This window comes from Holdemania filiformis (genome assembly GCF_003459085.1).
GTDB lineage: Bacteria > Bacillota_I > Bacilli_A > Erysipelotrichales > Erysipelotrichaceae > Holdemania > Holdemania filiformis.
The window spans coordinates 353712-378775 of sequence record NZ_QRUP01000001.1 but is presented as its reverse complement, the minus strand read 5'-3'; the positions used below and the strand labels follow the sequence as shown (position 1 = coordinate 378775).

The 25064-nt window shown below is 51.2% G+C and carries 24 protein-coding genes; 21 read left to right on the top strand and 3 right to left on the bottom strand.

Features of this window, described 5'->3' with window-relative positions:
• The first annotated feature begins 53 nt into the window (after positions 1–53).
• The 6 genes from DWY25_RS01910 to DWY25_RS01885 all read left to right on the top strand — a co-directional run bounded on the left by DWY25_RS01910 (position 54) and on the right by DWY25_RS01885 (position 5002).
• The gene (locus DWY25_RS01910; protein WP_181981647.1) at positions 54–1223 is read left to right on the top strand and encodes a homoserine dehydrogenase; all 1170 of its coding nucleotides are present in this window, start codon (positions 54–56) and stop codon (positions 1221–1223) included.
• Positions 1220–2557: an aspartate kinase gene (locus tag DWY25_RS01905; protein ID WP_117892957.1), complete on the top strand. Its 1338-nt coding sequence runs from the start codon at positions 1220–1222 to the stop codon at positions 2555–2557. Before DWY25_RS01910 ends, DWY25_RS01905 begins: the two co-directional genes overlap by 4 nt.
• The gene (locus DWY25_RS01900) at positions 2554–3558 is read left to right on the top strand and encodes an aspartate-semialdehyde dehydrogenase (protein ID WP_117892954.1); all 1005 of its coding nucleotides are present in this window, start codon (positions 2554–2556) and stop codon (positions 3556–3558) included. Before DWY25_RS01905 ends, DWY25_RS01900 begins: the two co-directional genes overlap by 4 nt.
• Positions 3555–3746: a hypothetical protein gene (locus tag DWY25_RS01895; RefSeq protein ID WP_117892951.1), complete on the top strand. Its 192-nt coding sequence runs from the start codon at positions 3555–3557 to the stop codon at positions 3744–3746. The genes DWY25_RS01900 and DWY25_RS01895 overlap by 4 nt, the downstream gene beginning before the upstream one ends.
• Positions 3747–3824: 78 nt before the next feature.
• Entirely contained in the window at positions 3825–4178 is a 354-nt protein-coding gene (locus DWY25_RS01890; protein ID WP_039865125.1) for a demethoxyubiquinone hydroxylase family protein, read from the top strand.
• A 14-nt stretch (positions 4179–4192) separates the two neighbouring features.
• Positions 4193–5002 carry a family 1 encapsulin nanocompartment shell protein gene (locus tag DWY25_RS01885; RefSeq protein ID WP_117892948.1) on the top strand — a complete coding sequence of 270 codons (810 nt, stop codon included), beginning with the start codon at positions 4193–4195 and terminating at the stop codon, positions 5000–5002.
• A gap of 174 nt (positions 5003–5176) precedes the next feature.
• On the opposite strand, the gene DWY25_RS01880 is transcribed toward DWY25_RS01885, so the two are convergent.
• Together DWY25_RS01880 and DWY25_RS01875 are read right to left on the bottom strand one after the other, a co-directional pair.
• Positions 5177–5824, bottom strand: a complete 648-nt coding sequence (locus tag DWY25_RS01880; protein WP_117892945.1) for an HAD family hydrolase — start codon at positions 5822–5824, stop codon at positions 5177–5179.
• Complete coding sequence (locus DWY25_RS01875) at positions 5821–6810, bottom strand: ROK family protein (RefSeq protein WP_117892942.1); 990 nt, start codon at positions 6808–6810, stop codon at positions 5821–5823. Before DWY25_RS01875 ends, DWY25_RS01880 begins: the two co-directional genes overlap by 4 nt.
• Positions 6811–7023: 213 nt before the next feature.
• Here DWY25_RS01875 and DWY25_RS01870 point away from each other — a divergent pair, with 213 nt between their 5' ends.
• The 15 genes from DWY25_RS01870 to DWY25_RS01800 all read left to right on the top strand — a co-directional run bounded on the left by DWY25_RS01870 (position 7024) and on the right by DWY25_RS01800 (position 24252).
• Positions 7024–8922: a BglG family transcription antiterminator gene (locus tag DWY25_RS01870; RefSeq protein WP_117892939.1), complete on the top strand. Its 1899-nt coding sequence runs from the start codon at positions 7024–7026 to the stop codon at positions 8920–8922.
• 272 nt (positions 8923–9194) lie between these two features.
• A complete protein-coding gene (locus DWY25_RS01865) occupies positions 9195–9527 on the top strand; it encodes a PTS lactose/cellobiose transporter subunit IIA (RefSeq protein ID WP_117892936.1) in 333 nt (110 codons plus the stop codon).
• Positions 9524–9826, top strand: coding sequence for a PTS sugar transporter subunit IIB (locus tag DWY25_RS01860; protein ID WP_117892933.1), 303 nt, complete (start codon positions 9524–9526; stop codon positions 9824–9826). Before DWY25_RS01865 ends, DWY25_RS01860 begins: the two co-directional genes overlap by 4 nt.
• A gap of 12 nt (positions 9827–9838) precedes the next feature.
• The gene (locus DWY25_RS01855) at positions 9839–11131 is read left to right on the top strand and encodes a PTS sugar transporter subunit IIC (RefSeq protein ID WP_117892930.1); all 1293 of its coding nucleotides are present in this window, start codon (positions 9839–9841) and stop codon (positions 11129–11131) included.
• 77 nt (positions 11132–11208) lie between these two features.
• The gene (locus DWY25_RS01850) at positions 11209–12678 is read left to right on the top strand and encodes a glycoside hydrolase family 1 protein (RefSeq protein ID WP_117892927.1); all 1470 of its coding nucleotides are present in this window, start codon (positions 11209–11211) and stop codon (positions 12676–12678) included.
• Positions 12671–14122, top strand: a complete 1452-nt coding sequence (locus DWY25_RS01845) for a glycoside hydrolase family 1 protein (protein WP_117892924.1) — start codon at positions 12671–12673, stop codon at positions 14120–14122. The genes DWY25_RS01850 and DWY25_RS01845 overlap by 8 nt, the downstream gene beginning before the upstream one ends.
• A 78-nt stretch (positions 14123–14200) precedes the next feature.
• Positions 14201–15109, top strand: coding sequence for an AEC family transporter (locus DWY25_RS01840; protein WP_117892921.1), 909 nt, complete (start codon positions 14201–14203; stop codon positions 15107–15109).
• Between the two features lie 88 nt (positions 15110–15197).
• Complete coding sequence (locus tag DWY25_RS01835; protein WP_117892918.1) at positions 15198–16676, top strand: glycoside hydrolase family 1 protein; 1479 nt, start codon at positions 15198–15200, stop codon at positions 16674–16676.
• Positions 16677–16772: 96 nt separating this feature from the next.
• Complete coding sequence (locus tag DWY25_RS01830; protein WP_117892915.1) at positions 16773–17513, top strand: AAA family ATPase; 741 nt, start codon at positions 16773–16775, stop codon at positions 17511–17513.
• 346 nt (positions 17514–17859) lie between these two features.
• A complete protein-coding gene (locus tag DWY25_RS01825) occupies positions 17860–19278 on the top strand; it encodes an AAA family ATPase (RefSeq protein ID WP_181981646.1) in 1419 nt (472 codons plus the stop codon).
• The gene (locus DWY25_RS01820; RefSeq protein WP_117892912.1) at positions 19268–19975 is read left to right on the top strand and encodes a hypothetical protein; all 708 of its coding nucleotides are present in this window, start codon (positions 19268–19270) and stop codon (positions 19973–19975) included. Before DWY25_RS01825 ends, DWY25_RS01820 begins: the two co-directional genes overlap by 11 nt.
• A gap of 363 nt (positions 19976–20338) precedes the next feature.
• On the top strand, positions 20339–21151 hold the full coding sequence (locus DWY25_RS01815; RefSeq protein WP_117892910.1) for a MerR family transcriptional regulator: 813 nt from the start codon (positions 20339–20341) through the stop codon (positions 21149–21151).
• Positions 21152–21171: 20 nt separating this feature from the next.
• Positions 21172–22152, top strand: a complete 981-nt coding sequence (locus DWY25_RS01810) for a serine hydrolase domain-containing protein (RefSeq protein WP_117892907.1) — start codon at positions 21172–21174, stop codon at positions 22150–22152.
• Positions 22153–22268: 116 nt separating this feature from the next.
• Positions 22269–22745, top strand: coding sequence for a SufBD protein (locus DWY25_RS01805; RefSeq protein ID WP_117892904.1), 477 nt, complete (start codon positions 22269–22271; stop codon positions 22743–22745).
• A gap of 235 nt (positions 22746–22980) precedes the next feature.
• Entirely contained in the window at positions 22981–24252 is a 1272-nt protein-coding gene (locus tag DWY25_RS01800) for an L-cysteine desulfidase family protein (protein ID WP_072683595.1), read from the top strand.
• 402 nt (positions 24253–24654) lie between these two features.
• Here DWY25_RS01800 and DWY25_RS01795 read toward each other — a convergent pair whose 3' ends face one another.
• A complete protein-coding gene (locus tag DWY25_RS01795; protein ID WP_006060798.1) occupies positions 24655–25005 on the bottom strand; it encodes a hypothetical protein in 351 nt (116 codons plus the stop codon).
• Positions 25006–25064: the final 59 nt, after the last annotated feature.

Below are 25064 nucleotides of genomic sequence, written 5' to 3'. Positions count from 1 at the left end.
TTTCAATGAAAAACAAGTGTATTTATTTTGAATACACGCAAGGGGGAATTCATTTGAAAATCGCAATGCTGGGCTGGGGTACCGTTGCCCGCAGCCTGATGGAACAGATTGAGAAGCGTCATGATCCCGAGCTGCAGGTCGCGGCCATTTTGATCCGGAAGCCGCATCCGCTCACTCATCCGGCCATGACTTATGATTACGCGCAAGTTTTAGCGGATCCGCAAATCGACGTCGTCGTGGAAATGATTTCCGGCGCTGAGCCGGCATGGGATTATTGCCGGCAGGCGATGGAAGCGGGCAAATCAGTCGTGACCTCCAACAAGGCGATGGTTTCCGCGTATTATCGGGAACTGGTGAACCTGGCAAAGAAACATCAGGTTCAGTTCCGTTATGATGCCAGTGTAGCCGGGGGTATCCCCTGGCTGCGGACGATCACGGCGTTAAAAGCCACCGATCCGATTGTGGCGATTGAAGGGATCTTTAATGGAACGACGAATTACATCCTCGATCACATGGAGCGCGATGGATTGTCGTTAGACGAAGGCATCGCCCAAGCTCAGCGGTTAGGTTATGCGGAAGCGGATCCCCGCGCGGACTTAGAAGGGGAAGATCTGGCGCGGAAGCTGATGATCAGCGCCGGCTGTGCTTTCAATGTCCTGCTTCATCGGGATCAGTTCTCCGCTCAGGGACTGCAGGGACTAACCTGTCAGGATATCCAGGCGTTTGAAGCGAAAGAGAAACGCTGCCGGCTGTTATCGATCTTAAAGAAGACGGAAGCGGGAATTCAGGCCCGCATCGAACCGGTGTTATTGCCTGTAACCGCGCCCCTGGCGCAGATCCGCGATAATCTTAACGCCGGCTTGCTGCGGACAGCCAGCCTGGGCGAGCTGACCTTGATCGGTCAGGGGGCGGGCGGACCGCCGACAGCGCATGCCGTTCTTACCGATATTCTGGAAATAAAAAAGAAGAGTCAGGTTTCACCGCTGCCGCTGCATGAAGTGAAAATCAGCGAAGCTGCCGAGGATGTTCGCTATTATGTGGGAACTAACGATCAGACCGCTGAGCTTTTTAACGGAGTAACCGCGGAAATCCGGCGCAGCGAAGGCCGCGTTCAGCTGTGGACGCAGTCTGGGGACAGCCGTGATCTTCAAGCTTTGATCATCCAGGCCCGGACATTCGATCCGCAGCTGTTTGCCGCCAGGATCCAGGAGGAAGAAATATGATCGTCGCAAAATTCGGCGGCTCCTCGTTAGCCGATGCCCGTCAGTTCCAAAAAGTCAAAGCGATCGTCGAAGCCGACCCCGAGCGTCAAATCGTCGTCTGCAGCGCGGCGGGAAGACGGACGAAAACCGATAATAAGATCACGGATCTGCTTTATTTATGCCATGCTCATCTGCAATATTCCGTTTCCTGCGAGCCGCTGTTTGATTTGATCCGCCAGCGGTTCTGCGAAATCCGGGATGCGCTGGGGTTAAGTCTGGATCTGGAGGAACCCTTAGCCCAGCTGAAAGAAAAAATGCGGCAGGGAATCAGCCAGGACGAGCTGGTATCGCGGGGTGAATGGCTGACGTCGAAGCTGATGGCGGCGTATCTGGACTGGCCGTTTGTTGATGCCGCCGAGGTGATCCGGTTTGGCTATGACGGCAAGATCGATCACAACGTCACCCGCCAGCTGATCCGGGCTCAGGCTCAGCAGACGCCCCGGTTCGTCATTCCCGGCTTCTACGGCGCGCTGCCCAACGGCCGGATTAAGGTCATGGCCCGCGGCGGATCGGATATTACCGGCAGTTTAATGGCCTCGGCGCTGTCTGCCCGGCTGTATGAAAACTGGACTGACGTCAGCGGGATTCTGATGGCCGATCCGCGGATCATCGACCATCCCGTGCAGATCGAGAGGATTACCTACAGCGAGCTGCGCGAACTCTCTTATATGGGCGCGAACGTGCTGCATGAGGACGCGATCTATCCGGTCAAGGACGCGAACATTCCGATCGTTATTCGCAACACAAACCAACCGGACAATCCCGGCACGCAGATTGTCGATCACGTCGATCCGGCTCAGGAGGATCGGTCGCGGTTTGTCACCGGCATCGCCGGAAAGAAGGATTTCACGGTCATCACAATGTACCGTCACAACGCGTCCAACGAGGTCGGTCTGTTGAAGCGGGCGCTGGAGGTTCTGGAAAAATATAAGATCAGCGTCGAACACGTCCCGTCGGGCATTGATAATTTCTCAATCGTCGTTTCCACGGCGGCGATTGCCGACAGTCTGTACGAAATCGCGGCGCAGTTAAAACAGGTGTGTGAATGCGACGATATCAAGGTCGTCAACAATCTCAGCCTGATCGCCGTCGTCGGCCGCAATATGGCGCTGCAGTGCGGCATCTCCGGCCAGCTGTTCCAGACACTGGGCGCGCATCAGATCAACATCCGGATGATCGCCCAGGGATCGGATGAAATCAACATCATCGTCGGGGTGGAGAATGAAGACTTCAGCCGGGCGATTCAGGTCTTATACGCGGCGTTCGCGCCGAAAGCAGGGAGGATGCAGGCATGAAAAGTTGTCGAATCGCCATTTTAGGCGCTACCGGAGCGGTCGGGCGCACGATGCTTCAGGTTTTGGAAGAACAAACAGACTGGCCGGTCGGACCGGTAAAGCTGCTGGCTAGTCCGCGCAGTGCCGGCCAGACCTTAATGTTTAAAGGTCAGCCGCTGACCCTCGAAGCGGTCAGCGAGGACAGTTTCGCGGACGTCGACGTCGTTTTGGGGGCGGTAGAAAATGAGCTGGCCAAGCGCTGGGCGCCGGTGATCGTCAACGCAGGCGCGGTATTTGTCGACAACAGCAGCGCGTTCCGCTTGGATCCGGATGTGCCGTTAGTCATCCCGCAGATCAATCCGCAGGACATCCGCACACATCAGGGGATCATCGCCAATCCCAACTGTGCGACGATCATCGCGCTGATGGCGGTTGCGCCGATTTACCGGCTTTCCCGGATTACGCGGATGATCGTGTCGACCTATCAGGCGGTCTCCGGCGCCGGGGCCGCAGGCTTAGCGGAACTGAAGCGGCAGATTGCCCAGCTGGAGGCGGGACAGCCTGCGTCAGCGGAAACCTTCCCGGTTCAGATCGCGTACAATCTGATTCCACAGATCGGCGGCTTTGATGAACAGGGCTACAGCTCGGAGGAAATGAAGCTGCAGAACGAAGGCCGCAAAATCCTTCACGATCCGGCGCTGCGGGTCAGCTGCACCTGCGTACGCGTGCCGGTGCTGCGCTGTCATTCCGAATCAATCACATTGGAAACCGAGCGGGAGGTCAGTTTAGATGAAGTCCGCCGGGCGATCATGGAAGCGGAAGGTGTTATACTCAACGAACAGCCGTATCCGACACCGCTGGCCTGTACGGATCAGGATACCGTCGAGGTCGGCCGGCTGCGGCGGGATCTTGCCAGTGAACAGGGGATCGCGCTGTGGTGCTGCGGCGATCAGCTGCGCAAGGGAGCGGCGACCAACGCCGTTGAGATTGTCCGCGCTTTGTGGCAGGGGCAGGAAATTTGACTCACAGAAAGTCAGAAAACACAAATCCTGATTCACGTTTAAAAAGCCAGAAAACTGAGGCAGCCATTGCGTTCGATGCAGCGGCTGATTCGGCAGAGTCTGGCTTTTTTTTGTCAGAAAAGAAGAGAATCGTGGCTGTTTTTACAACTTATGAAAGTAATTTCATGATTGTTGCAGGAAAATATTAATAAAAATATAATGATAATGATTATCGCTATTGTAAAATGCTGGGATATGTGGTTTAATGAAACCAAGGAGGGATAAACATGCCAAACTTTGCGAATCCATTTCAAGGAAACGTCAACCGAAAGATGACCAACGCCGAACTGATGCAGGCGATCCGCCTCGATATCGCCGGCGAATTGGAAGCCATTTATCTATACGAATCCCATATTTTAGCGACGGACGATCTCGCCGCGAAAAAAGTACTGGAGGATATCCGCGATGAAGAAAAGGCGCACATGGGCGAACTGATCACCTTAATGCGTTATTTGGATCCATCGGAAACCGATCATTTCTTAGCCGGTGAATCTGAAGTGAAGGAAATGCTGGAAGACTTGGGAATTACAAAAAATGCTGAAGTGAAGACCGGAATGACGGTCGGATCGCTCAAAGAGTAGAAAGGAGAATCAAGATGGATGTTTTAGGCAGAGAATCCGCGCCGATCAATGCGGCGTTATGGAATCAGATCGACGAAGCGGTTATTGAAACGGCCCGGAAGCTGTTGACCGGCCGCCGGTTTTTATCGCTGGCCGGTCCGCTGGGTGCAGGCGCGCAGAGCGTGATCGTTGACAGCTCGGCGATGACGGAGGAGCTGGAAGCGGGCCTTGGTCAGATCCGCGGCCGCCGCTTTCAGCCGTTAATTCAGTTATTTGAGGATTTTACTTTATTGTGGCGTGATTTAGAAAGCGTGGAAAGCGGTGCCTCGTTAGATCGCTCGCGGATTCTGGAAGCGGCGCGCAAATTGGCCCGGCGCGAAGATGAACTCATTTTCTTCGGCAATCCTGCGGCGGGAGTCACCGGATTAGCCAATACCGAAGGGGCAGTGCATTGCGTGCGCGGCGACTGGAGTCAGAGTGAGAACGCGTTTGCGGATATCGCCAAAGGCTTGAACGAGCTGGAAAGCCGCGGTTATGTCAGCGGTGTTACGCTGGTGCTGAGTCCGGATCGGATGTTGGATTTACAGCGAATTCAGCCAGGTACCGGCATGTTGGAAGTCGACCGGATCGCGCGGCTGATCGACGGACCGGTCTTAAAATCGCCGGTGCTGAAGCAAAATCATGCGCTGCTGATCGCGGCGGAACCGGAAAACGTCGATTTGGCGTTAGGAATGGATCTGAGCACAGGTTATCTGGAAACCAAGGATTTCAATCATGTGTTCCGGATTCTGGAAACGCTGGCGCTGCGGATCAAACGGCCGGACGCGATCGTAGTGTTCGATTGAGGGTCACGGACATACCAGCATCGGACAAACGTAAAACACAACGCTTCTGTTCATTCAACTAATAGAAAAAAGCCCTGGGGTAAGCGCCCGGGGCTTTTTACGAACAGACGGACGAATCGGGAGGACTGCTTATGGATTCAGTCAGATCCGTCCTCTGTATCGGAATAAGTAATTTTATCTGCGGGAAGGATCCGGGGTCATTCCGACTAACTGCCAGACATCCTCAACCTGTTTCAGAATCCAGGTCGGAGTGGTGTTTGGCTTGTCTGTCCGGCCCCATTGCGCCAGCGCACAGTCGCAGCCGGCCCGCAGCGCACATTGCATATCGTAATCCGCATCGCCGATATAAATGGTTTCCGCCGCGCCTGCGCCGCTGCGCATAAGGTAATGCCGCATCGGTTCAGCGTCCGGCTTGTGCTGAACGGTATCGTCGGCGGTGACGATGACGGAGAAATATTCGGCTAATCCCAGCGCACCGAAATCCTGCGCCAGCTCGATCTGAGTCTTGGACGTGATGATTCCCAGGGCGACGCCGTGATCGCGCAAGGTTTTAAGCAGCTCGGGAATTCCTTCAAAGATTGTGATTTCATCAAGAAATTCGGTATATTTCGCATCCCATTCGCGCAGCACCTGATCCGGATGAGCTAGAGGAAATCGTTTCAGCGCGTCTGTTCCGGGGATACCCAAAGCAAACCGCAGCTGATCCAGTGGTAATTCGATCCCCTGGCGTTTCAGCGCCCATTGCAGAGAATGCAGCACGGCCAGCTCCGTATTCAGCAGCGTACCGTCGATATCAAAGACAAGATGCGTATAGGTTTTCATGCTGAAACCTCTTGCGGATTCATTAACCGCATTGCCCGGCAGCTCAGACCGATTTCATAATCGGCGCGGAAATCATCGGATAAGAGCAGCGCCGGCGGCTGGACTCCGGCAAAGCAGGCGTTGAGCTGGGCTTGAATTTCATCGAAGTGATCGACGAAGAATGGATGAGTATATAACTGGATGAAATCCGGATCGGTGATGATCGCGTAGGTCAGGATACAGCGCAGGATCGTTTCCGGCAGTGTATCCGGCCACTGGTTCGCGTTCAGTCCGGCTTCGCGGATCCACGGCAGCAGTTCAATCTCCCCCGCGACCTGATGAGCGCCTTTGATCGTTTTGCCGCCGACAACAAAACTGGAGCCAAATCCGCAGCTGCCTAAATAGAAGCTGATCAACGTCGTATGATCGTTCATCCGGCAGCGCTGCCAGCAGCCTTCCGCGGAGATCCACATATCGTTGCCCAAGGAGCCTTTCAGTCCGCTGGCGCATTCCAGCTCTTTTAACAGGTTCATGCCTTTGAGCTGCGGATATTCAAAGCTTTGCTGGACGGTTTCGCCGTTAGTATTCGCGGCAATACCCAGACAGAAGCAGCACAGCGAGGGTTCCTGCCGGCGGGCTTGCAGAAGCAGCCCGGTCAGCGTTCCCAATAAGTCGCCGTCAATTTCAATCCGGCCCTGGTTTTTCGTCATGCCCAGGCTGTCGAGGATGAACCAGTCAAGATTCTGACCTTCCAGGATCATCGCGATCGCGTTGCGGAAGTCAGCGTTGTATTGGTAGATCCGGCTGCATCGTCCGCCCGAAGAATTCCGGGTTCCGACAATCTGCAGCTGCCGGGTCCTGACCATTTCGTCGACAATCTTGCCGACCGTCGGGAAGCTCAAACCGGTTTTTTCCGCCAGCTCGGTCTTACTGAAAGGTTCACCCGCTAAAAAGGCGTTCCTTATTTTTTGAAGATTGATCTGCTTAAGCATTCCGGCATCAGCCATGGCGAGCGCCTCCCTTATTAATGAGCTACTATTCAAATACTTTTTAAAACTAATTTAATATTAAATCGAAGAAGCTTTTTTGTCAAGTCGGTGTCCAGATTTTTTATTTGCAGTGTCCGGCTCAGCGGATTCCAAAAACCGTTGCAGAAAACGAACGGTTTTTTTGAAAATGAATTAAAATCATGGTACTCTTTAAAAGAGGGGGGTGATCGCATGCTGAACCAGCGTCAGAAAGCCATTTTAAAATATCTGGATGAAGAAACGTACACGACGGCTTCCTTTATCGCTCAACAGCTGGAGCTGTCCGATCGAACGGTGCGCAGCGAGCTGAAGCAGCTGGCTGAGGAGCTGCCGGATTATGGGATGGCGCTCATCAGTAAGCCGAAGTTCGGTTACCGCGTTGAGATTCTTGATCCGGTTTTGGCGGGGAAAACTCAGGCGCCGCGGACAGAAATGCCCGCGACACCCCAGCAGCGTGTTCGCTTTATCCTGGAATATCTGCTTGCGCATGAGGACTATGTGAAGACTGAGGAACTGTGCGATCTGTTGTTTTTAAGCCAAAGCTCGATTTCCCAGGATCTCAAGACGGTCCGTGAAATTTTGGAGAGTTATAATTTAAAGCTGACGGTTCGGCCGCATTATGGATTAAAGATCGAAGGCAGCGAATTCGATTATCGCCAATGCCTTTCAACGTGTCTGACTTCGATGATGGAAGATCAGCCGGAGGCGGATCAGCGCCAGGGTCAGCTGCAGCGGATCTCTGAAATTCTGGAAACTGTTTTTGAAGAAGCGCAGTTTTTTATGAGCGACTTCGCGTTTAACAATTTGGCGATGCATCTGCTGATCGCACTGCAGCGCATTGTCAGCGGCAATCATGTGCCGATGACGCCGCAGAAACTGGAAGAACTGAAAGCCAAGCCGTTGTATCCGCTGGCGCAGAAAATCGTCGGCTGCATCGAACAGGCGTTTTCCGTCGTCATTCCGGAAAGCGAATGCGGCTATATCGTCATTCACCTGCTCGGCAAGCAGATGATCAAATCACCGCAGCAGGAGAACTGCATCATCAGCGAAACAATGTATGAAACGGTCGACGAGATGCTGCGGGTCGTCGACGATGAAATGAACCTGGATTTAAGCAGCGATCTGAACCTGCGGTTAGTCCTGGCCCTGCATTTGGTGCCGCTGGAAAATCGTCTGCAGTATGATCTGAATATGCGCAATCCGTTGTTAAAGGAAATAAAAAATCATTATATGCTGGCGTTTATGATCGCCACGACGGCCTGCGGCGTGCTGAAAGAACGCTATCAGAAGGAGATCAGCGAGGATGAGATCGGCTACATCGCGCTGCACATCAATCTGGCGCTGGAGCGCAAGCGCGAAACGATCCGCCGCAAAAACATCGTGATCGTCTGCAGTACCGGGCGCGGCACCGCGGAGCTGTTGGAGTATCAGTACCGCGATAAGTTCGGCAAGTATATCAATCAGCTGATGACCTGCGACGTTCTGACGCTCGACCGGATTGATTTCTCCGACGTTGACCTCGTTATCAGCACCGTTGAAATTCCGGTCAAGCTGCCGGTGTCGATCCTGCGCGTGCAGTATTTCATGCAAACGCGGGATGAATCGAAGATCAAGCGTGTGCTGGCTCAGTCCGGAACCAGTTCGATCGAGCATTTTTTTGATCCGAATTTGTTTCTTGTCAATGTGCCGGCGAAAAATAAAACGGAAGTCATCGACTACATGTCGGCGCGGATCCGTAATTTTTACAAAGTTCCGCGTAATTTCAAGGAGCTGATCCTGCTGCGGGAAAAGAAGGCTGTGACGGAATTCGGCAACCTGATTGCGATTCCTCATCCTTACCGCGTCTGTACGGACGAAACCTTCGTCTGCGTCGCGCTGCTGAAACGGCCGATTTTGTGGGATAAAAAGAAAGTCCAGCTGGTTTTCCTGCTTTCGATTGAAAAAGGGAAAAACCGCGACTTACAGAAATTTTATACGCTGACAAGCAAGTTTTTAACGTCGAAGGATTATGTGCGGCTGCTGCTGCATGAAAAACGCTATGCCACGCTGATGCGGATCTTCAGGACGATTGAGGAAGATCTGAATAATTGACTGCATCCTGACAGCCCGCAGCGTCTGCCGCGTTTTGCCTTTAGGCTTGTAAGAATCAGTCTTCAATGACAGACGTTCGGTTCCATTAAAGGAACCGGGCGTTTTTTTGGTTTACCGTGTTTTCCGGATTGAAATGAATTTCCGCATTCCATTTTCATTTCCGGATTCAAAGCGGAAAAAGGATCTATGGAACGTGAATGAATTTCCCTGTATGATGAAACCAGATCAAATGAGGCTGCAACCATTTGAGATCACAGCCAGGGAGGAATCGTATGGAAATGTATGAAACAGCATTTGGGTTGATCCTGAACGCAGGCAATTCAAAATCAAAATCCATGATGGCCATTGAAGAGGCCCGGGATTACAACTTTGCGGAAGCTGAAGCTCTGATCAAGGAAGCCAGAGAGGATCTCCGCCTGGCGCATCAGACGCAGACGGAGCTGATTCAAGGGGAAGCCCGCGGCGAAAAACAGGAAGTATCGCTGATGATGGTGCACGCCCAGGATCACCTGACGACCGCCATGATGATGGCCGATCAGGCAGAAGAATTCCTGAACATCTATCGTCTGTTATCAAGCTTATTAAAAAAGGAGGATTCAGAATGAGAATCATGTTAGCCTGCTGCGCGGGCATGTCCACCAGCTTAGTCGTTTCCAAAATGCAGGAAGCCGCCAAGGAACAAGGCAAGGATTATAAAATCTGGGCGGTCGAACAGGGCCAGATCCAGGAAGAATTAGGCAATTTCGACGTCCTGTTGTTAGGACCGCAGGTCCGGCATATCCTGCGCAAGGTCACCAAGATCGTCGGCGACCAGGCGCCGATCGCCGTTATCGATCCGGTTGCTTACGGAACCTGCAACGGGGCGAAGGTTTTGGAACAAGCCGAAAATCTGGCTAAGAAGTAAGAGGGGGAGAATATGGCTTTTTCAGAAAAATTTGAAGACGCGCTGCTGCTGGTCGCCGAAAAGGTTGACGGCAATCAGTATCTGACCGCGATTAAAAACGCGTTTACCGCGTACATGCCGTTCATCATCGTGGGCTCGTTTGCCACGCTGTTCAACACGCTGATCTGTTCCACCAGCATCGGTCTGGCCGCCTTAATACCGGCCGCCGCCTCCTTAAAACCAGCCTTCACCGCGATCAACTTCGCGACGATGTCGTTTATGACGATTCCGATCGTGTTCTTAATCGCGATGAATCTGGCGAAAAACGACAATCTGCCGCCGCAATTGGCAGGAGTGGCCGCCGCCTGCGCATACATTACTGTCATTCCGCAGACTGTTGCCGGTCTGGTCGACGGCGTGGCCAACAGCGCTGCGGGTCTGGCTTCGACGACTTTGGGCGCGCAGGGATTGTTCATCGGCATGATCATCGCGGTCATCGCGGAGAAAATCTTTGCCCGGCTCATGAAATTTGAAGCGATCAAGATCAAGATGCCGCCGTCAGTACCGGCTGCGATCTCTCAGTCGTTCAACACCCTGATTCCGATTCTGATCACATTGACGATTACAGCCGTCGGCGGTATTCTGTTCTATCTCGCGACCGGCAGCTATCTTAACGAATGGGTGTACTCAGTGATTCAGTCGCCGTTGGAAGTCATCTTCCAGTCGCCGGCCGGCATTATCGGCATTGTCATTATTTCGCAGATCTTCTGGTTCTTAGGCATCCACGGCGGTCTGATTATCTCGCCGATCCGCAATCCGTTAATGAGTGCGGCCATCGCGGCCAACACCGCCGCAGTAGCGGCCGGCTCCGTCGCCAACCAGCCGGTCACGATGGGCTTCTGGACCTTCTTCATCGTCGCTGGCGGCGCGGGAATGATCTTATCCTTAATCATCGCGATCTTCCTGTTCTCGAAGCGTGAAGATCACCGTATGATCGCCAAGCTAGGCGCGATTCCGGCGCTGTGCGGTATTTCCGAGCCGGTCGTCTTCGGCCTGCCGTTAGTACTCAACCCGACATTTGCGATTCCGTTTATCTTCAATTCAGGCATTGCCACAGCGATTGCACTGTTGGCGACCAACATCGGCTTTATGCCGTGCAACACGGTCGACGCGCCGTTTGGTTTGCCGATCATGATCGGTGCGTTTATCGGCCACGGCTGGCAGGGCGTTGTCGTGCAGCTGATCATCATCGCGGTGACGACGTTAGTCTGGATTCCGTTTGTTCTGATGTCCAACAAACAGGCGCAGAAGGAAGCTGGCAACTAAGACAAAGCATGTTATTTTCGGGAAGCGGAAGGATCAACCTCGGCTTCCCGGATTTCTAATTAAAAAAGGAGGATACAATGGGAAAGTTTCCAGCAGGATTTTTATGGGGCGGCGCTGTCGCCGCTAACCAGTGCGAAGGCGCATGGAACGTTGACGGGAAGGGAGTTTCGGTTGCCGATGTCGCCCGGTTTAAGCCGGATGTCGATAAAAAAGACTACGTTGCCCAATGGCATACGTCACCCGCCGATATTGAAGCGGCGCTGAAGACGGAAAACGAAGTTTATTATCCGAAGCGTCACGGCATTGATTTCTACCATCATTATAAAGAAGATATCGCGCTGTTTCAGGAAATGGGCTTTAAGACCTTCCGTATGTCGATTGCCTGGACGCGGATTTTCCCGAACGGGATCGAGGAACAGCCAAATGAAAAAGGCCTGCAGTTCTACGAAGATGTATTTAAGGAGCTGCGCAAGGCTCATATCGAACCGTTAGTCACGCTGTCGCACTACGAAATGCCGCTGTATTTCGTGACCCACGGCGAAGGCTGGGCGTCGCGCGAGGTCGTCGATCATTTTGTCCGCTATGCCGAGGTCTGCTTCAACCGGTATAAGGATCTGGTGAAATACTGGCTGACGTTTAACGAAATCGATTCGGTGTTCCGTCATCCGTTTACGACCGTCGGAATCGTCGAGGAAAACTATCCGTCCAAGCTGAAGGCCGAGGAAGCCATTTACAAAGCGCTGCATCATCAGCTGGTCGCTTCCGCGCTGGCGACAAAGCTCGCCCGGCAGATCAACCCGCAGTTTCAGATCGGCTGCATGGTGACCAAAACGATGACCTATCCGGAAACGTGCAATCCTAAGGATATCTATCTGGCGCAGAAAGACAACCGGATGAATTCCCTGTATACCGACGTGCAGGTGCGCGGCGAATATCCGCGCTGGATTAAAAAGGAATGGTCTGACAAAGGCTTTGAAATTCCCATGGCGGCCGGGGATGAGGAAATTCTCAAGCTGCACACCGTGGATTTCATTTCATTCTCTTATTACATGAGTATGGTTCAGTCCGTCCATGCCGACCAGCGTGAGAAGGTCGGCGGCAACCTGGCGACCGGTGTTAAAAATCCCTACCTGCCGACGTCCGAGTGGGGCTGGCAGATCGATCCGGAAGGGTTGAAAATCTCGTTGATCGATCTCTATGACCGCTATCAGAAACCGTTGTGGATCGTGGAAAACGGACTGGGCTACAACGATCAGGTCAACCCGGACGGCACGATCGATGACGATTACCGGATCGAATATTTCCAGTCCCATTTTGAACAGATTGCCGAAGCGATCGCGGACGGTGTCGAGGTCATGGGCTACACCTCCTGGGCGTGCATCGATCTGGTCAGCGCTTCGACCAGTCAGATGTCCAAGCGGTATGGGTTTATTTACGTCGATCTGGACGACTACAACCAGGGCAGCGGAGCACGCCGCAAAAAGAAATCGTTCGACTGGTACAAGCAGGTCATTGCGACCAACGGGGAGGACTTGAGTCATGAATAAAAATTTCCGCCATGATTTTCTTTGGGGCGGGGCAATCAGCGCCTGCCAGGCTGAGGGGGCGTATGACGCCGACGGCCGGACGCTGACGTTCCCGGATATCGTCAAGCGCATCGATCCGAACCAGCGTCAGAATTTCGGCCAGGCCTGGATCACCGACAAGGAGATTGCCGAAGGCAGAACTGGAGATTTGCTGGACTATCCGAAACGCTGGGGTATCGATTTCTATCACACCTATGCCGAGGATATCGCGCTGATGGCGAAGATGGGATTTAAGGTATTCCGCTTCTCGATCGCGATTTCCCGCGTCTTCCCACATGTCGGCGACCGCGAACCGAACGCAAAAGCGCTGGCTTATTACGACGGCGTGATCCGTGAATGCCGCAAATGGAACATGGAACCGCTCGTCACGATGTCGCATTTTGATCCGCCAATTGAGATCTGGGAGAACTATGGCGGCTATACCAACCGGGAAATCATCGACTATTACTATCGTTATTTTAAAACGCTGATCGACCGGTATCATCACGACGTCAAATACTGGCTGCCGTTCAACGAGATCAACTGCGGTCTGTTAGCTCCGTTTAAGGGTCTGGGGGTCTGCAACGGCGAGGGTGTTGAATTTGAGAACCGGCGCTGGCAGGCGATTCACAATCAGTTTGTCACGGCGGCTAAAATTGTTCAGTACGCCCATCAGCACTATCCGGATTTAAAAATGGGCTGCATGGTCGCCTATGTGACCTCCTATCCGTATTCTTGCGACCCGCGGGACGTGATTGCCAACGAAGAATTTGACCGGATCACCAACCTGTTGTTTCTGGACGTGCAGGCGAAGGGCGAATATCCGTATTTCGCTAAAACCTATTTTGAACAGAACCAGATCCATCTTCAGATTGAGGATGGCGAACTGGAGCTTTTGAAGCAGGGGACAGCGGACTGGGTCGGCTATTCTTATTACCAGTCGATCGTCACGGCCGCGGCTACTGACAAGAAGGAACGCACCAGCGGCAACCTGACTTCGGGATTGAAAAATCCGCATCTGAAGGCCAACGAATGGGGCTGGCAGATCGATCCGGACGGTCTGCGGTATCTGACGAATAAAGTTTACGACCGGTATGGAAAACCGATCTTCATCCTCGAAAACGGAATCGGCAAAATTGAAACGCTGAACGCGGAAAACACCGTGCATGACGACTACCGGATCGATTATCTGAAACGGCATCTGAAAGCGCTGAAGGAAGCGGTGCAGGACGGCTGCGACGTCATCGGGTACACGTGGTGGGGACCGATTGACTTGATTTCCTCCGGCACCAGCGAGATGAGCAAGCGTTATGGATTCATCTATGTCGATCAGGATGAAAACGGCCAGGGCAGCAAGCGCCGCTATTGCAAGGACAGCTATGCCGCATATAAGCAGATCATCGAAACCAACGGTGAAGAATTGTAGCCGTCAGTGTTACCCAAGTCATAACGATCAGGACAGCGAGGCGTCGCTGTTCTTATTAATTAAGGGGAGGAAATTAAAATGAGCCTGGTATTTGAACAGGTGACAGTGATGTTTCTATTAATGCTCGCTGGGGCTGGGGCCTACCGCGTTCATCTCATCAGCGACGAGGGCTCGCGGCAGCTGACGCAGCTGTTGTTGTATCTGTGCAATCCGGCGCTGATGATTTCGTCGCTGGCGCTGCCGTTTGACGTCCAGCTATTCAAGCAGGGCGCGCTGGCGGCCGGGGTCAGCGTGATCGTTGTCCTGGCGGCGTTAATCAGCGCCCGGCTGATGTTTCCCGGCGGTCAGGGCGTCGAACAGTTCGGCGTCGCCTTCTGCAACGCCGGGTTCATCGGAATTCCGCTGGTGTCTCAGCTGTTGGGCGAGGGTTGTCTGTTTTATCTGACAATCTATTTAACGGTCATGCCGCTGTTTGTCTGGACGGTCGGACTGACGCTGATCACTGGCGATGCCGCGGGAATCCGCTGGCGTAAAATTTTTGGCAATCCGGCGATGATCGCCTTTCTGATCGGGTTCGCTTTATTCCTGCTTCCGGTGCCGATTCCCTCAGCGCTGGGACAGACGCTGTCGTTTTTAAGCGCATGCAACACGCCGCTGGGGATGATCGTTCTGGGCGTCTTTCTGGCGCAGTGCCCGATCCGCGAGATCTTTGCGAACCGGAAAAGTTACGCGGTCAGCTTTGGGCGGCTGGTCGTGGCGCCGCTGGCATCGCTGGCCTTGCTGAGCCTGCTTCCGGCATCGCTGACCGAGATGAAGCTGACGATCTACATCGCAGGCTGTACGCCGGTCGGGGTACTGCTGGCGATGCTCTCACAGAAAGCGGGGAAGGATTGCCGGTATGGAGCAACGTTGGTGTGTTTGTCGACGCTGCTGTCGCTGTTCAGCCTGCCGCCGATGATCGGCCTGGCGCTGCGGTTGTGGACTTGAGACACAGAAAAAATGAATTTTTGGCTGCACAACAAGATGAAATTCAGTACAATAAAGATAAAATCAAGGAAACTAAAGGAGGAGTAAAATGGGACAAGCATTTCCTGAAAACTTTTTATGGGGCGGCGCTGTCGCGGCCAATCAGATTGAAGGCGCGTATCTGGAGGACGGCAAGCAGCTAAATGTCACCGACGTGGTCGTTGGAATTCTGAACGAACCGGATTTAAAATGGAATCCAAAGCGGCAGAAATGGGAACCGGCGCTGAAAGCCGACAAGGTATATCTCAGTCATGAAGCGATCGATTTTTATCATCGCTTCAACGAGGATCTGGCCTTGATGGAAGGAATGGGGTTCCAGGCATTCCGCACGAGTATTTCCTGGGCGCGGATTTTCCCCAACGGCGACGAAACGGAGCCCAACGAAGCCGGTCTGCGGTATTACGACGAGCTGTTCGCGCAGATGCGCCGGCGCGGTATGGAGCCGGTGATCACGCTGAGTCATTATGAAATGCCGCTGCATCTGTTGACGGAATACGGAGGCTGGCTGAACCCGAAGATGATCGATTTCTGGATGAAGTATGTTGATGTCGTTTTCCGCCGTTATCACAACGCCGTGAACTACTGGATGACGTTCAACGAGGTGAACAACCTGTTCAGAATTCCGTTTGTGGCCGGTGGCGTACTGGACATTCACCCTGCGCATCCGGAACATGTCAATCAGGATCTGACCGAGCGTCAGCTCTATCAGGCAGCGCATCATCTGTTTGTTGCCAACGCGAAAACAGTGCAGCTGGGCCATCAGATCGATCCGCAGGCGAAGATCGGCTGTATGCTTTCGCTCTCCAGTCTGGCGACGTATCCTTATACCTGCGATCCGCAGGATATTCTGGGTGTGATGGAACATCAGCACAAACAGATGTTATTCCTGGACGTTATGGTGCGCGGGGAATATCCGGGTTATGTCCAGCGGAGCTGGCGTGAAAATGGATCGCGGCCGGACATGACCCAGGATGAGCTGGAACTGATCCGCAGCTTTCCGGTCGACTACATCGCGTTCAGCTATTACCGCAGCACGGTTTATCATGCCGGAGCGGAAATCCGGACGGATACCGGCGGTTCGGCAGGACTGGACAATCCCTATCTTAAACAGACTTCTCCGGCGCCCTGGCGCTGGCCGGTCGATCCGCAGGGGCTGCGCTATGTCTGCAACTTCCTGACCGATCACTATCACAAGCCGCTGTTTATCGTGGAGAACGGGATCGGTTTGGACGAACAGCCGGATGAAACCGGAGCGATTCACGATGATTTCCGCGTTGAATATATCCGCGAGCATTTGATCCAGCTGCGCGAAGCGATCGCGGACGGCTGCGACGTGATGGGGTATCTGTATTGGGGACCGATCGATATCGTGTCGGCGGGCACCGGCGAGATGCGCAAACGCTATGGATTTGTGCATGTCGACCGGCAGAACGACGGCAGCGGGACACTGAAGCGGACACGCAAGGACAGCTACGAATGGTTCCGCAAGGTCATCGCGACGCAGGGCGAAGATCTGAGTGATAAGTAAACGAATCGTTACAAAACAGGACGATCTGAATTCTTTCAGGTTGTCCTGTTCTTTTTGACTTACTCTGGTACAATAAATTCAAGAGGTGAGGCCGTCATGCTGGAAGCTTATGAACTGTATCTCCGACAGGTCCGTGTGAACGAAGACGAAACCGGACGTCCTGCGGAATATCCGTTTACGATCCCGCTGTTTCAACATTTTCAGCCGTTGACGTTTCATAAACCGCTGACGTTTATCACCGGTGATAATGGAACCGGAAAATCGACGCTGATCGAAGCGATCGCTGTTGGGATGGGTTTTAACCCGGAAGGGGGAACGCGCAATTTTCAGTTTTCGACGCGGGAAACCCATTCGTCCTTATATCAGGCGCTGACGCTGGCCAAAGGCGTGCGCCGCTGCCGTGACGGCTTCTTTTTCCGGGCTGAAAGCTTTTATAACGTCGCTTCGGAAATTGAAAATATCGCGGCCGAGGACAGCCGCATGTTAACCGGCTACGGCGGGGTGTCGCTGCATAAGATGTCGCATGGGGAGAGCTATCTGACGCTGCTGCGCAGCCGGCTTTCCGGACATGGCTTTTATATCTTCGACGAACCGGAATCCGCGCTGTCGCCGACCGGTCAGTTCGCGATGCTGGCGATCATGAATGATCTGATTCAGGAGGATTCCCAGCTTGTGATCGCGACCCATTCACCGATCCTGCTCGCCTGTCCGCAGGCGGAAATCCTGGAAATTCAGGACGACGTGCTGGTGCCGGTGAGCTACGACGAGTCGCAGACGGTTAACCTGTACCGCCGCTTTCTGAACAATCCGCAGATGATCCGTCAGATTCTCGATTGAGCAGTCCGTTCGGTTTTCGTGGTGCAGGCTGGATCGAATTATGAGATATAGAAAATCAGAGAATATGATAATCAAGCCGGATTTCTGTCGCTGCCTTTTTTATCCTGCATTTTGAGATAAGCCGAAAATTATGGCAGCGCGGGACTCAGTTCATGAAAAGGAATATTGCAAAAGCTAGTAAAAGATAAACTGGGATATTTCATACAGCTAATGTTAATTTGGTCTGCTGAAAAGCTTTTGTAATTTATAAATAATGATACAAAATGTATCGAATTTTATTTTGGTTGAAGATGTTCTGTTCCTGTGGTAATATGAAATCAAGAAAAAGAACGGAGGTTTTCGGATCGTGAAAAACTCAATTGTACGTTTAGAAAGTATAGAGATCAGAAACTTCAAAAATGTCAAATATGGGAGAATGACGTTTGAGAATAATCGCAAAGAATATCAATCAAGTATTCTTGGCTTATATGGACAGAATGGTTCGGGCAAAACGGCACTGATTGATGCTTTATCGCTTTTGAAATCTGTGTTAACAATGAAGTCTATTCCCTTGACTTTTGCGGACTATGTCCATGTAGATGCTGACTACAGCGCTTTGAAATATGAGTTTAAGGTTACTGACGATGAGCCTGAAGGCGAATACGTCGTATATTATGAATTCAAACTATGTAAAAATAAAAAAGAAACGTTTGAGAATAAAGAATATATAAGCGATGATTCTGAAAAAAACAAAGCGCTTATTTTTGATGAAGTACTTTCCTATTCTTACAAGAGTAATGATTTAAAAATGAAATTACTCCCGATTATTGATACTCGTACGGATGAGGTTTTCATTCCGGCAACGAAATACGAAAGTTTAGTTGGCAAAGAAAAAGCAACGGAAACTAATTTGCTTGTTGCAAAAAAATACGCTGCTGAAACTTCAAGATCCTTTATCTTCTCTAAAGAATTGTTGAATGCAATCCGGAAAAATTGTAAAGAACATTATCATTCAGCGTTGTTTAACAGACTTTTCTATTTTGGAGCTTATGAACTATTCATTATCAATACAGCGAATTCAGGTTTGATTACATTAAATACGTTGCCGTTAGCGTTTAAATATGCTGATAAAGAAAAAGGAAAATCCATGATCGGAAATTTAATGATTCAGTTGAATGGTTCCTCGCTCATCCCGATGGAAACTTTGGATGTCGTTTGTAAAGTCATTGAGAATATGAACGTTGTCCTGAAACAAATTGTTCCAGGATTGACCATCGGTGTTGTAAACCTGGGTAATGAGCTTTTTCCCGATGGAAAAAGAGGCAGTAAAATTCAACTGGTATCCTGTAAAAACAACCGGGAAATACCTTTGCAGTATGAATCAGAGGGAATCAAAAAAATTATCTCCATCCTTCAACTGCTGATTGTCGTTTATAATAAAGCATCCATTACTGTCGCGATTGACGAAATTGATTCAGGGGTGTTTGAATATCTTCTTGGCGAGCTTTTGAGAATCATATCAGAAAAAGGAAAAGGACAGCTGATCTTTACTTCACATAACCTGCGTCCATTGGAAACGTTGGATCGAGGCTTTATTGCTTTTACGACAACAAATCCAGACAATCGGTACATTCGCCTGAGTAACGTTAAGACGAATAATAATCTGCGGGATTTTTATTACCGTGATATTGTTCTTGGGGAACAAAGTGAAGAAATTTACGAACCAACAAATAACTACGAAATTGCGTTTGCATTCAGAGAAGCGGGTGAATGGCGTGGCTCGTAAGAAAATCATATTCGTAATTGTTGAAGGACCTTCTGATGATGAAGCACTGGGCATGATCTTCAGTCGGATTTATGATAGCCGAAAAGTATATATTCATATTATGCACGGTGATATCACTACAGCTCGAGGTGTTTCTCCGGCAAACGTTTCTTCTAAAATTGGGAATGAAATCCGGACCTATGCGTCTTCCAATCATTATGGTAAAGATGATTTTGATCAAATCATTCATATCGTGGATATGGATGGTGCTTTCATCCCTGATGAATATGTAGTCGAAGATCGGAAGTGTACGGGAATATTGTATACAACGACAGGAATTTTTACGAATAATAGACAGGGAATTTTAAAAAGAAATCAACAAAAAAAAGCGAATATCAGTAAGCTTTGCGCTTGTCAGGAAATATGGAAAGTTCCATACAGGATGTTCTATATGTCTTGCAATTTGGATCATGTGTTGTATGGCAAGCAGAATAGTACGGATAAAGATAAAGAATATGACGCTTTTCAGTTTGCAAGAAAGTATAAAAATGAGATTCCGGAATTTTTATACTTTATTTCTAAGTCCGATTTTTCAGTAATCGGGAACTATAAAGAATCTTGGGAATATATCAAGCAGGAACTGCATTCTTTGCAGCGGCATACGAATCTTGGCTTGTGTTTTACTGAACAAGAGCTAAAGGATAAATTTATAAAATAAGATAGGAGAATGGCTGAATTTAGATTGTTTCTATTTCACCTTCAGCGAAACAAGGATAAAGGGATGGAGGACAAAGAGAAAGCAAGGTCCATTTTGATATTTTGGACAGTTGAAATTCCTAAGCGACGATTAAACGTTATTGGCTAAAAAGCTCTGTCAAATTAAAACTGACGTGTTTTTTGTGGCAGAGTTTATAATTCTGGAATTACGGTTCTTAGGGAATATTCCAAGGAATCTAACGATCGGCGGCGTTGTTTCAGCGCCGCTTTTCCTTTGTTTAAAATTTCCAGAATTGATCGCTTGACTTTGCCCTTAGGACAAGGTGTATCCTGAAGCCAGACACAGGAAAAAGGAGGAAGAAGGATGCTGACGATCGGCGAATTTTCAAGGATCTGCCGGGTTTCAACGAAAACACTGCGCTATTACGAAACGATGGGTCTGCTTCAGCCTTGGCTTGTCAATCCCGCGACCGGGTATCGGTTCTATACCGCAGATCAGTTTGGGACAATGCGGCTGATCAACCGGCTTAAGGCCTACAACTTTACGCTGGAAGAAATCAAGCTGCTCGTCGTCACATTCAATGGCGAGCGAAGCAGTCTGAGCGCGGCGCTGCAGGAAAAAAAGCAGGAACTTCTGCGTCAGAAAACGCTCCTGAATCAACGGCTGCGGCAGCTGGACGGGGACATTGAAAACCTCCGGCAAGGCTGTTCGTTGGCCAACGCCGGGGATGAGATTGTGGTGGAGTTGACGGAAATGCCGGCGATGACGCTGCTTTCGCGGCGCTTAAAAGTACGGGAAGGCGATTTCCCGCAGGCCTATCAACAAAGCTTTGGCATCTTGCTGGATAAACTTCAAAAACAACGATTGACGATGGAAGGATCGCCGATGACCTTATTTCATGACGATGAATTCAGCGAGGAAGGACTGGACACAGAATTTGCGATTCCTGTCCGGGAAACCACGGAGGAAACCCGGCTTTTCCAGCCTGGCCTCTGTTTGAAAACTGTGGTCAGCGGTCTGGACGCGGATTTCCCGGCCGTTTACGCCCGCCAGATTCAATGGGCTGAGGAGGAAGGATATCACAATGCGGATGCGTTGTTTGAGGTCTATCGTTCTGATCCGCGGGATGATCCGCAGGCGTTTTGCGCCGAAATCTATTATCCGGTTAGAAAATAAACAAGGAAAAGAGGAAGAATATGGATCCGAAAAAACTGTCCGCTCTCGACGAAATCATCAAAACAGACTATCCCAATCTCGCCGGACTGGTCGTCTGCCATAACGGCCGGCGTGAACTGGAGGCGTATTACAACGGCTTTACCGCTGAAAACCAATTTCACGTCTTCTCCGTGACCAAAAGCATCGTTTCCCTGTTGATCGGAATCGCTCTGGAACGCGGGGAAATTACCGGAGTGGATCAGAAAATTCTCGATTTCTTTCCCGAATTTCCAGTCCGCAAAGGGCATGAGCTGCTGCGTGAGGTCACGCTGAAGCACTGTCTGACGATGACGGTCCCATATCGCTTTCGCTTTAATCCCTATACGAAATATTTTATGAGCGACGACTGGGTCAGCTTCGCGTTAAATCAGATCGGCGGGCGGGGACAATTAGGTGAATTTCGCTATGCGCCGATCATCGGCCCGGATATTCTGAGCGGAATCCTGACGCGCGCAACCGGAAAAACAGTGCTCGACTATGCCCGGGAACACTTGTTTGATCCGCTGGGCATTGCCATAGAGAAAAGCCTTTTCTTTGAAACGAAAGAAGAACAGATGGATTTTTACAAGGCGACGACAAACAGCTGCTGGGTCTGCGGACCGAACAAGATCAATACTGCCGGATGGGGTCTGACGCTTTCGGCGCGGGAAATGGCGGCGATCGGCGAGTGCTGCATCCATGGTGGTCAAGTGGACGGAAAACAGATCATCCCCCAAGCCTGGCTGAAGGAAAGCACCCGCACGCAGAGCTGCTGGGAAAAACGAAATTTAAACTACGGCTATCTGTGGTGGATTGTGGAGGAAGCGGAGCCTTCGTTTGCGGCGCTGGGCGACGGCGGCAATGCGATCTACGTCAATCCGCAGAAAAACCTGGTCGTCGCGATCGCGTCCACGTTTGTGCCGCGGGTCAAAGACCGGATCGACTTCATCCGCGGTCAGATTGAACCGTTATTCTGCGAATAATCAAAACGGACGGGTCTGATCACCCAAAGACCGGAGACAAGAACGCTTGAATCGATCGGCAAAAAGGATTGACGGAACGAGGTCAGAATGGTCTAATGAGAACGAGGTGACCGCAGATGAATCCGATTGAAGCTCAGATTGAAGAACTGAAAAACAAAGATCAGAAGACCGCGTATCAGGCGTTAAAGCACCTGTTGGCGATCAGCGAGACCTGCGCGGAGGTTTCATATTATTTTGACAAATTCGTGGCGCTGCTTCAGGACCCTCAGTCTTATGTCCGCACTCGCGGCCTGCTTTTGATCGCCGCCAATGCCCGCTGGGTAAAGGAGAAGACCTGCGCCGCCGCCCTGCCTTTCTGCTTGGAATTAATTCAGGATCCCAAACCGATCACGCGCCGCCAGTGTATTCAGGCCCTGCCTTCCCTGAGCGCCGCCCATCCCTCGCTCAAGCCTTCGATCCTCGCCGCTTTAGCCGGCGCGCAGATTCAGGACGTGCCGGAAACGATGCAGCGGTTGATCGCGAAGGATATTCAAAAGACAATGCAGGCAATTCAAACCCAAACCGCAGAGGAAAACCGAAACGAATCTCTGTAACCGGATGACCTATCCGGTTTTTTTGCGGAAAAGCGGAGTTAAGTCAGCGCTTTCAGCGGATAGAAAAACATGGGGAATAAATCGGAGTTCTGGTCGAATTTCTGGATGAATTTCCGTTGGGAACACGGTATAATGAAAGCAGAGTAAAAAACCAGATCAATCCGGTTTTGATACCGTAAAAAAAGCTACGGGGAATACGACCCAGGAAGCAGAAAAGAAACGAGGAGGAATATCCATGCCTGAAGGGATTAAAGAGCTTGTCTATCCGATATTGAAAGAAGAACTGATTCCGGCGCTGGGCTGCACCGAGCCGATCGCGATCGCTTATGCCTGCGCGAAGGCCAAAGAAGTACTGGGGGCGTTCCCGGAGAAAATGACGGTGCGCTGTTCCGGCAACATTGTGAAGAACGTGAAAGGCGTCGTCGTGCCCAACACCGTGAATTTAAAAGGGATTAAAACCGCGGCGCTGATGGGCGTTGTCTGCGGAGACGCGTCAAAAGGCCTGCAGGTTATCGCCGGCAGCACGGCGCAGGACGTCGCGCGGGTCAAGGAGCTGTTAAAGAGCGATTTATGCAAGGTGGAACTGATTGAAGGCGAGGAAAACCTGCAGATCTGGGCGGTTCTGGAACAGGCTGAAAATCAGGTTCAGCTGCAGATCAAGCGTGAGCATACCAACATTACGAAAATTATAAAGAACGGAGAAGTACTGCTGGATAAGGATGATTGTTCCAGTCAGCCGGTCAGCGCGATTGACCGCAGCCGGCTGACCGTGGAATCGATCGTCGCTTATGTCGAAAATGAAGATCTCAGCGAAATCCGGCCGCTGCTTGAAAAGCAGGTGGAATGCAACATGGCGATCGCCGAGGAAGGCTTAAAGAATCCATTCGGTTCGCAGGTCGGCCGGATTATGATGAAAAACAATCCCAACGATTTGTTTACGAAGGTCATCGCGTATGCCGCCAGCGGTTCCGACGCGCGGATGAGCGGCTGCAACCTGCCGGTCGTCGTCAATTCCGGCAGCGGCAATCAGGGCATGACCTGTTCGGTCCCGGTTGTCGTGTATGCCCGGGAAAAAGGCATCAGCGAGGAAAAAATGTTCCAGGCGCTGGCCTTAAGCAATCTGATCACCGTGCATTTAAAGACCGGGATCGGCCGGTTGTCGGCTTATTGCGGCGCCGTCAGTGCGGCGTGCGGCGCGTTCAGCGCAATCACCTGGCTGGCCGGCGGCAATCTGCGTCAGATTGAGATGACAATTACGAATTTAGCCGGGACAATTTCCGGCATGATCTGCGACGGGGCAAAGCCTTCCTGTGCCAGCAAAATCGCTTCCGCATTAAGCTGCGGCGTGATCGCGCATCAGATGGCGCTCAACAACATCGCATTTGAGGAAGATACCGGCATCATCAAGCATGACATCGAACAGACGATTGACGCTGTCGGCAAGCTGAGCCGGGATGGAATGCGGATCACCGATCAGGTCATTTTAAATATGATGATCAACGACTAGCGTTTGCCATTCAGCGCCCGGGGGTTGAATCATCGGACGCAATGGAGAAAACAAAGCCGGAACTTCCGGATGAAAAGAGAAAGCAGAACGATAAAGGAAAGATCAGCGAACCTGATGTTTCCTTTTTTTATGGGATAACTCAGATTCATTCTCAAGCGATTGATCGCGAAAAGTCATAAGCATTTCTGTGCTTTGACAAGGTAAAGTTGTCTGGAAATCCGCCGGCAGGTGAAAAGCTGGAAATAGAAGAGGCGAAAGATCAGTTCACGATTTTTTCTTTTTTAAGGTAGGATCATCCAAGTCGGGAATCCCGGAGCCGCACGCCCTGTTTTTTAGGATGACCGCGCTCAAACAATAAAAAAGGCGATGGGCATTTTCATCGCCGTCCAAAGGGAAAAGGCGTTAATTATGTTTGCCGATCATCACGACGCAGCCGGCCAGAAAACAGATTCCCTTCGCTGCCAGCGCGCCCAGAGCAGCCCAGCTTTTCTCTTCCATCAGCAGCACGCCCAGCACCACCAGCACGATTAACAGCACCAGCGCCTGCAGCAGCACCTTGCGCTTGGCTTTCTGGGCGAATAGAATTCCGCATACCGCGTACAGCAGCACGCCGCATAAAAGACAGCCAATTTGATAAATCGGCGTTCCCATCCAGTTAAAATAGTATAAAACGCTGAATAAGAACGAAACTAAGAGGGAACCGCCGAGAAAGACGGCGGCCAGTCTGAGATAGGGGTCAAGCAAGTGTTTCATGATGTCACCTCACTCCCATCTTACGCTGGAAATGCTGAATTATGTCAACAGGAGGAAGT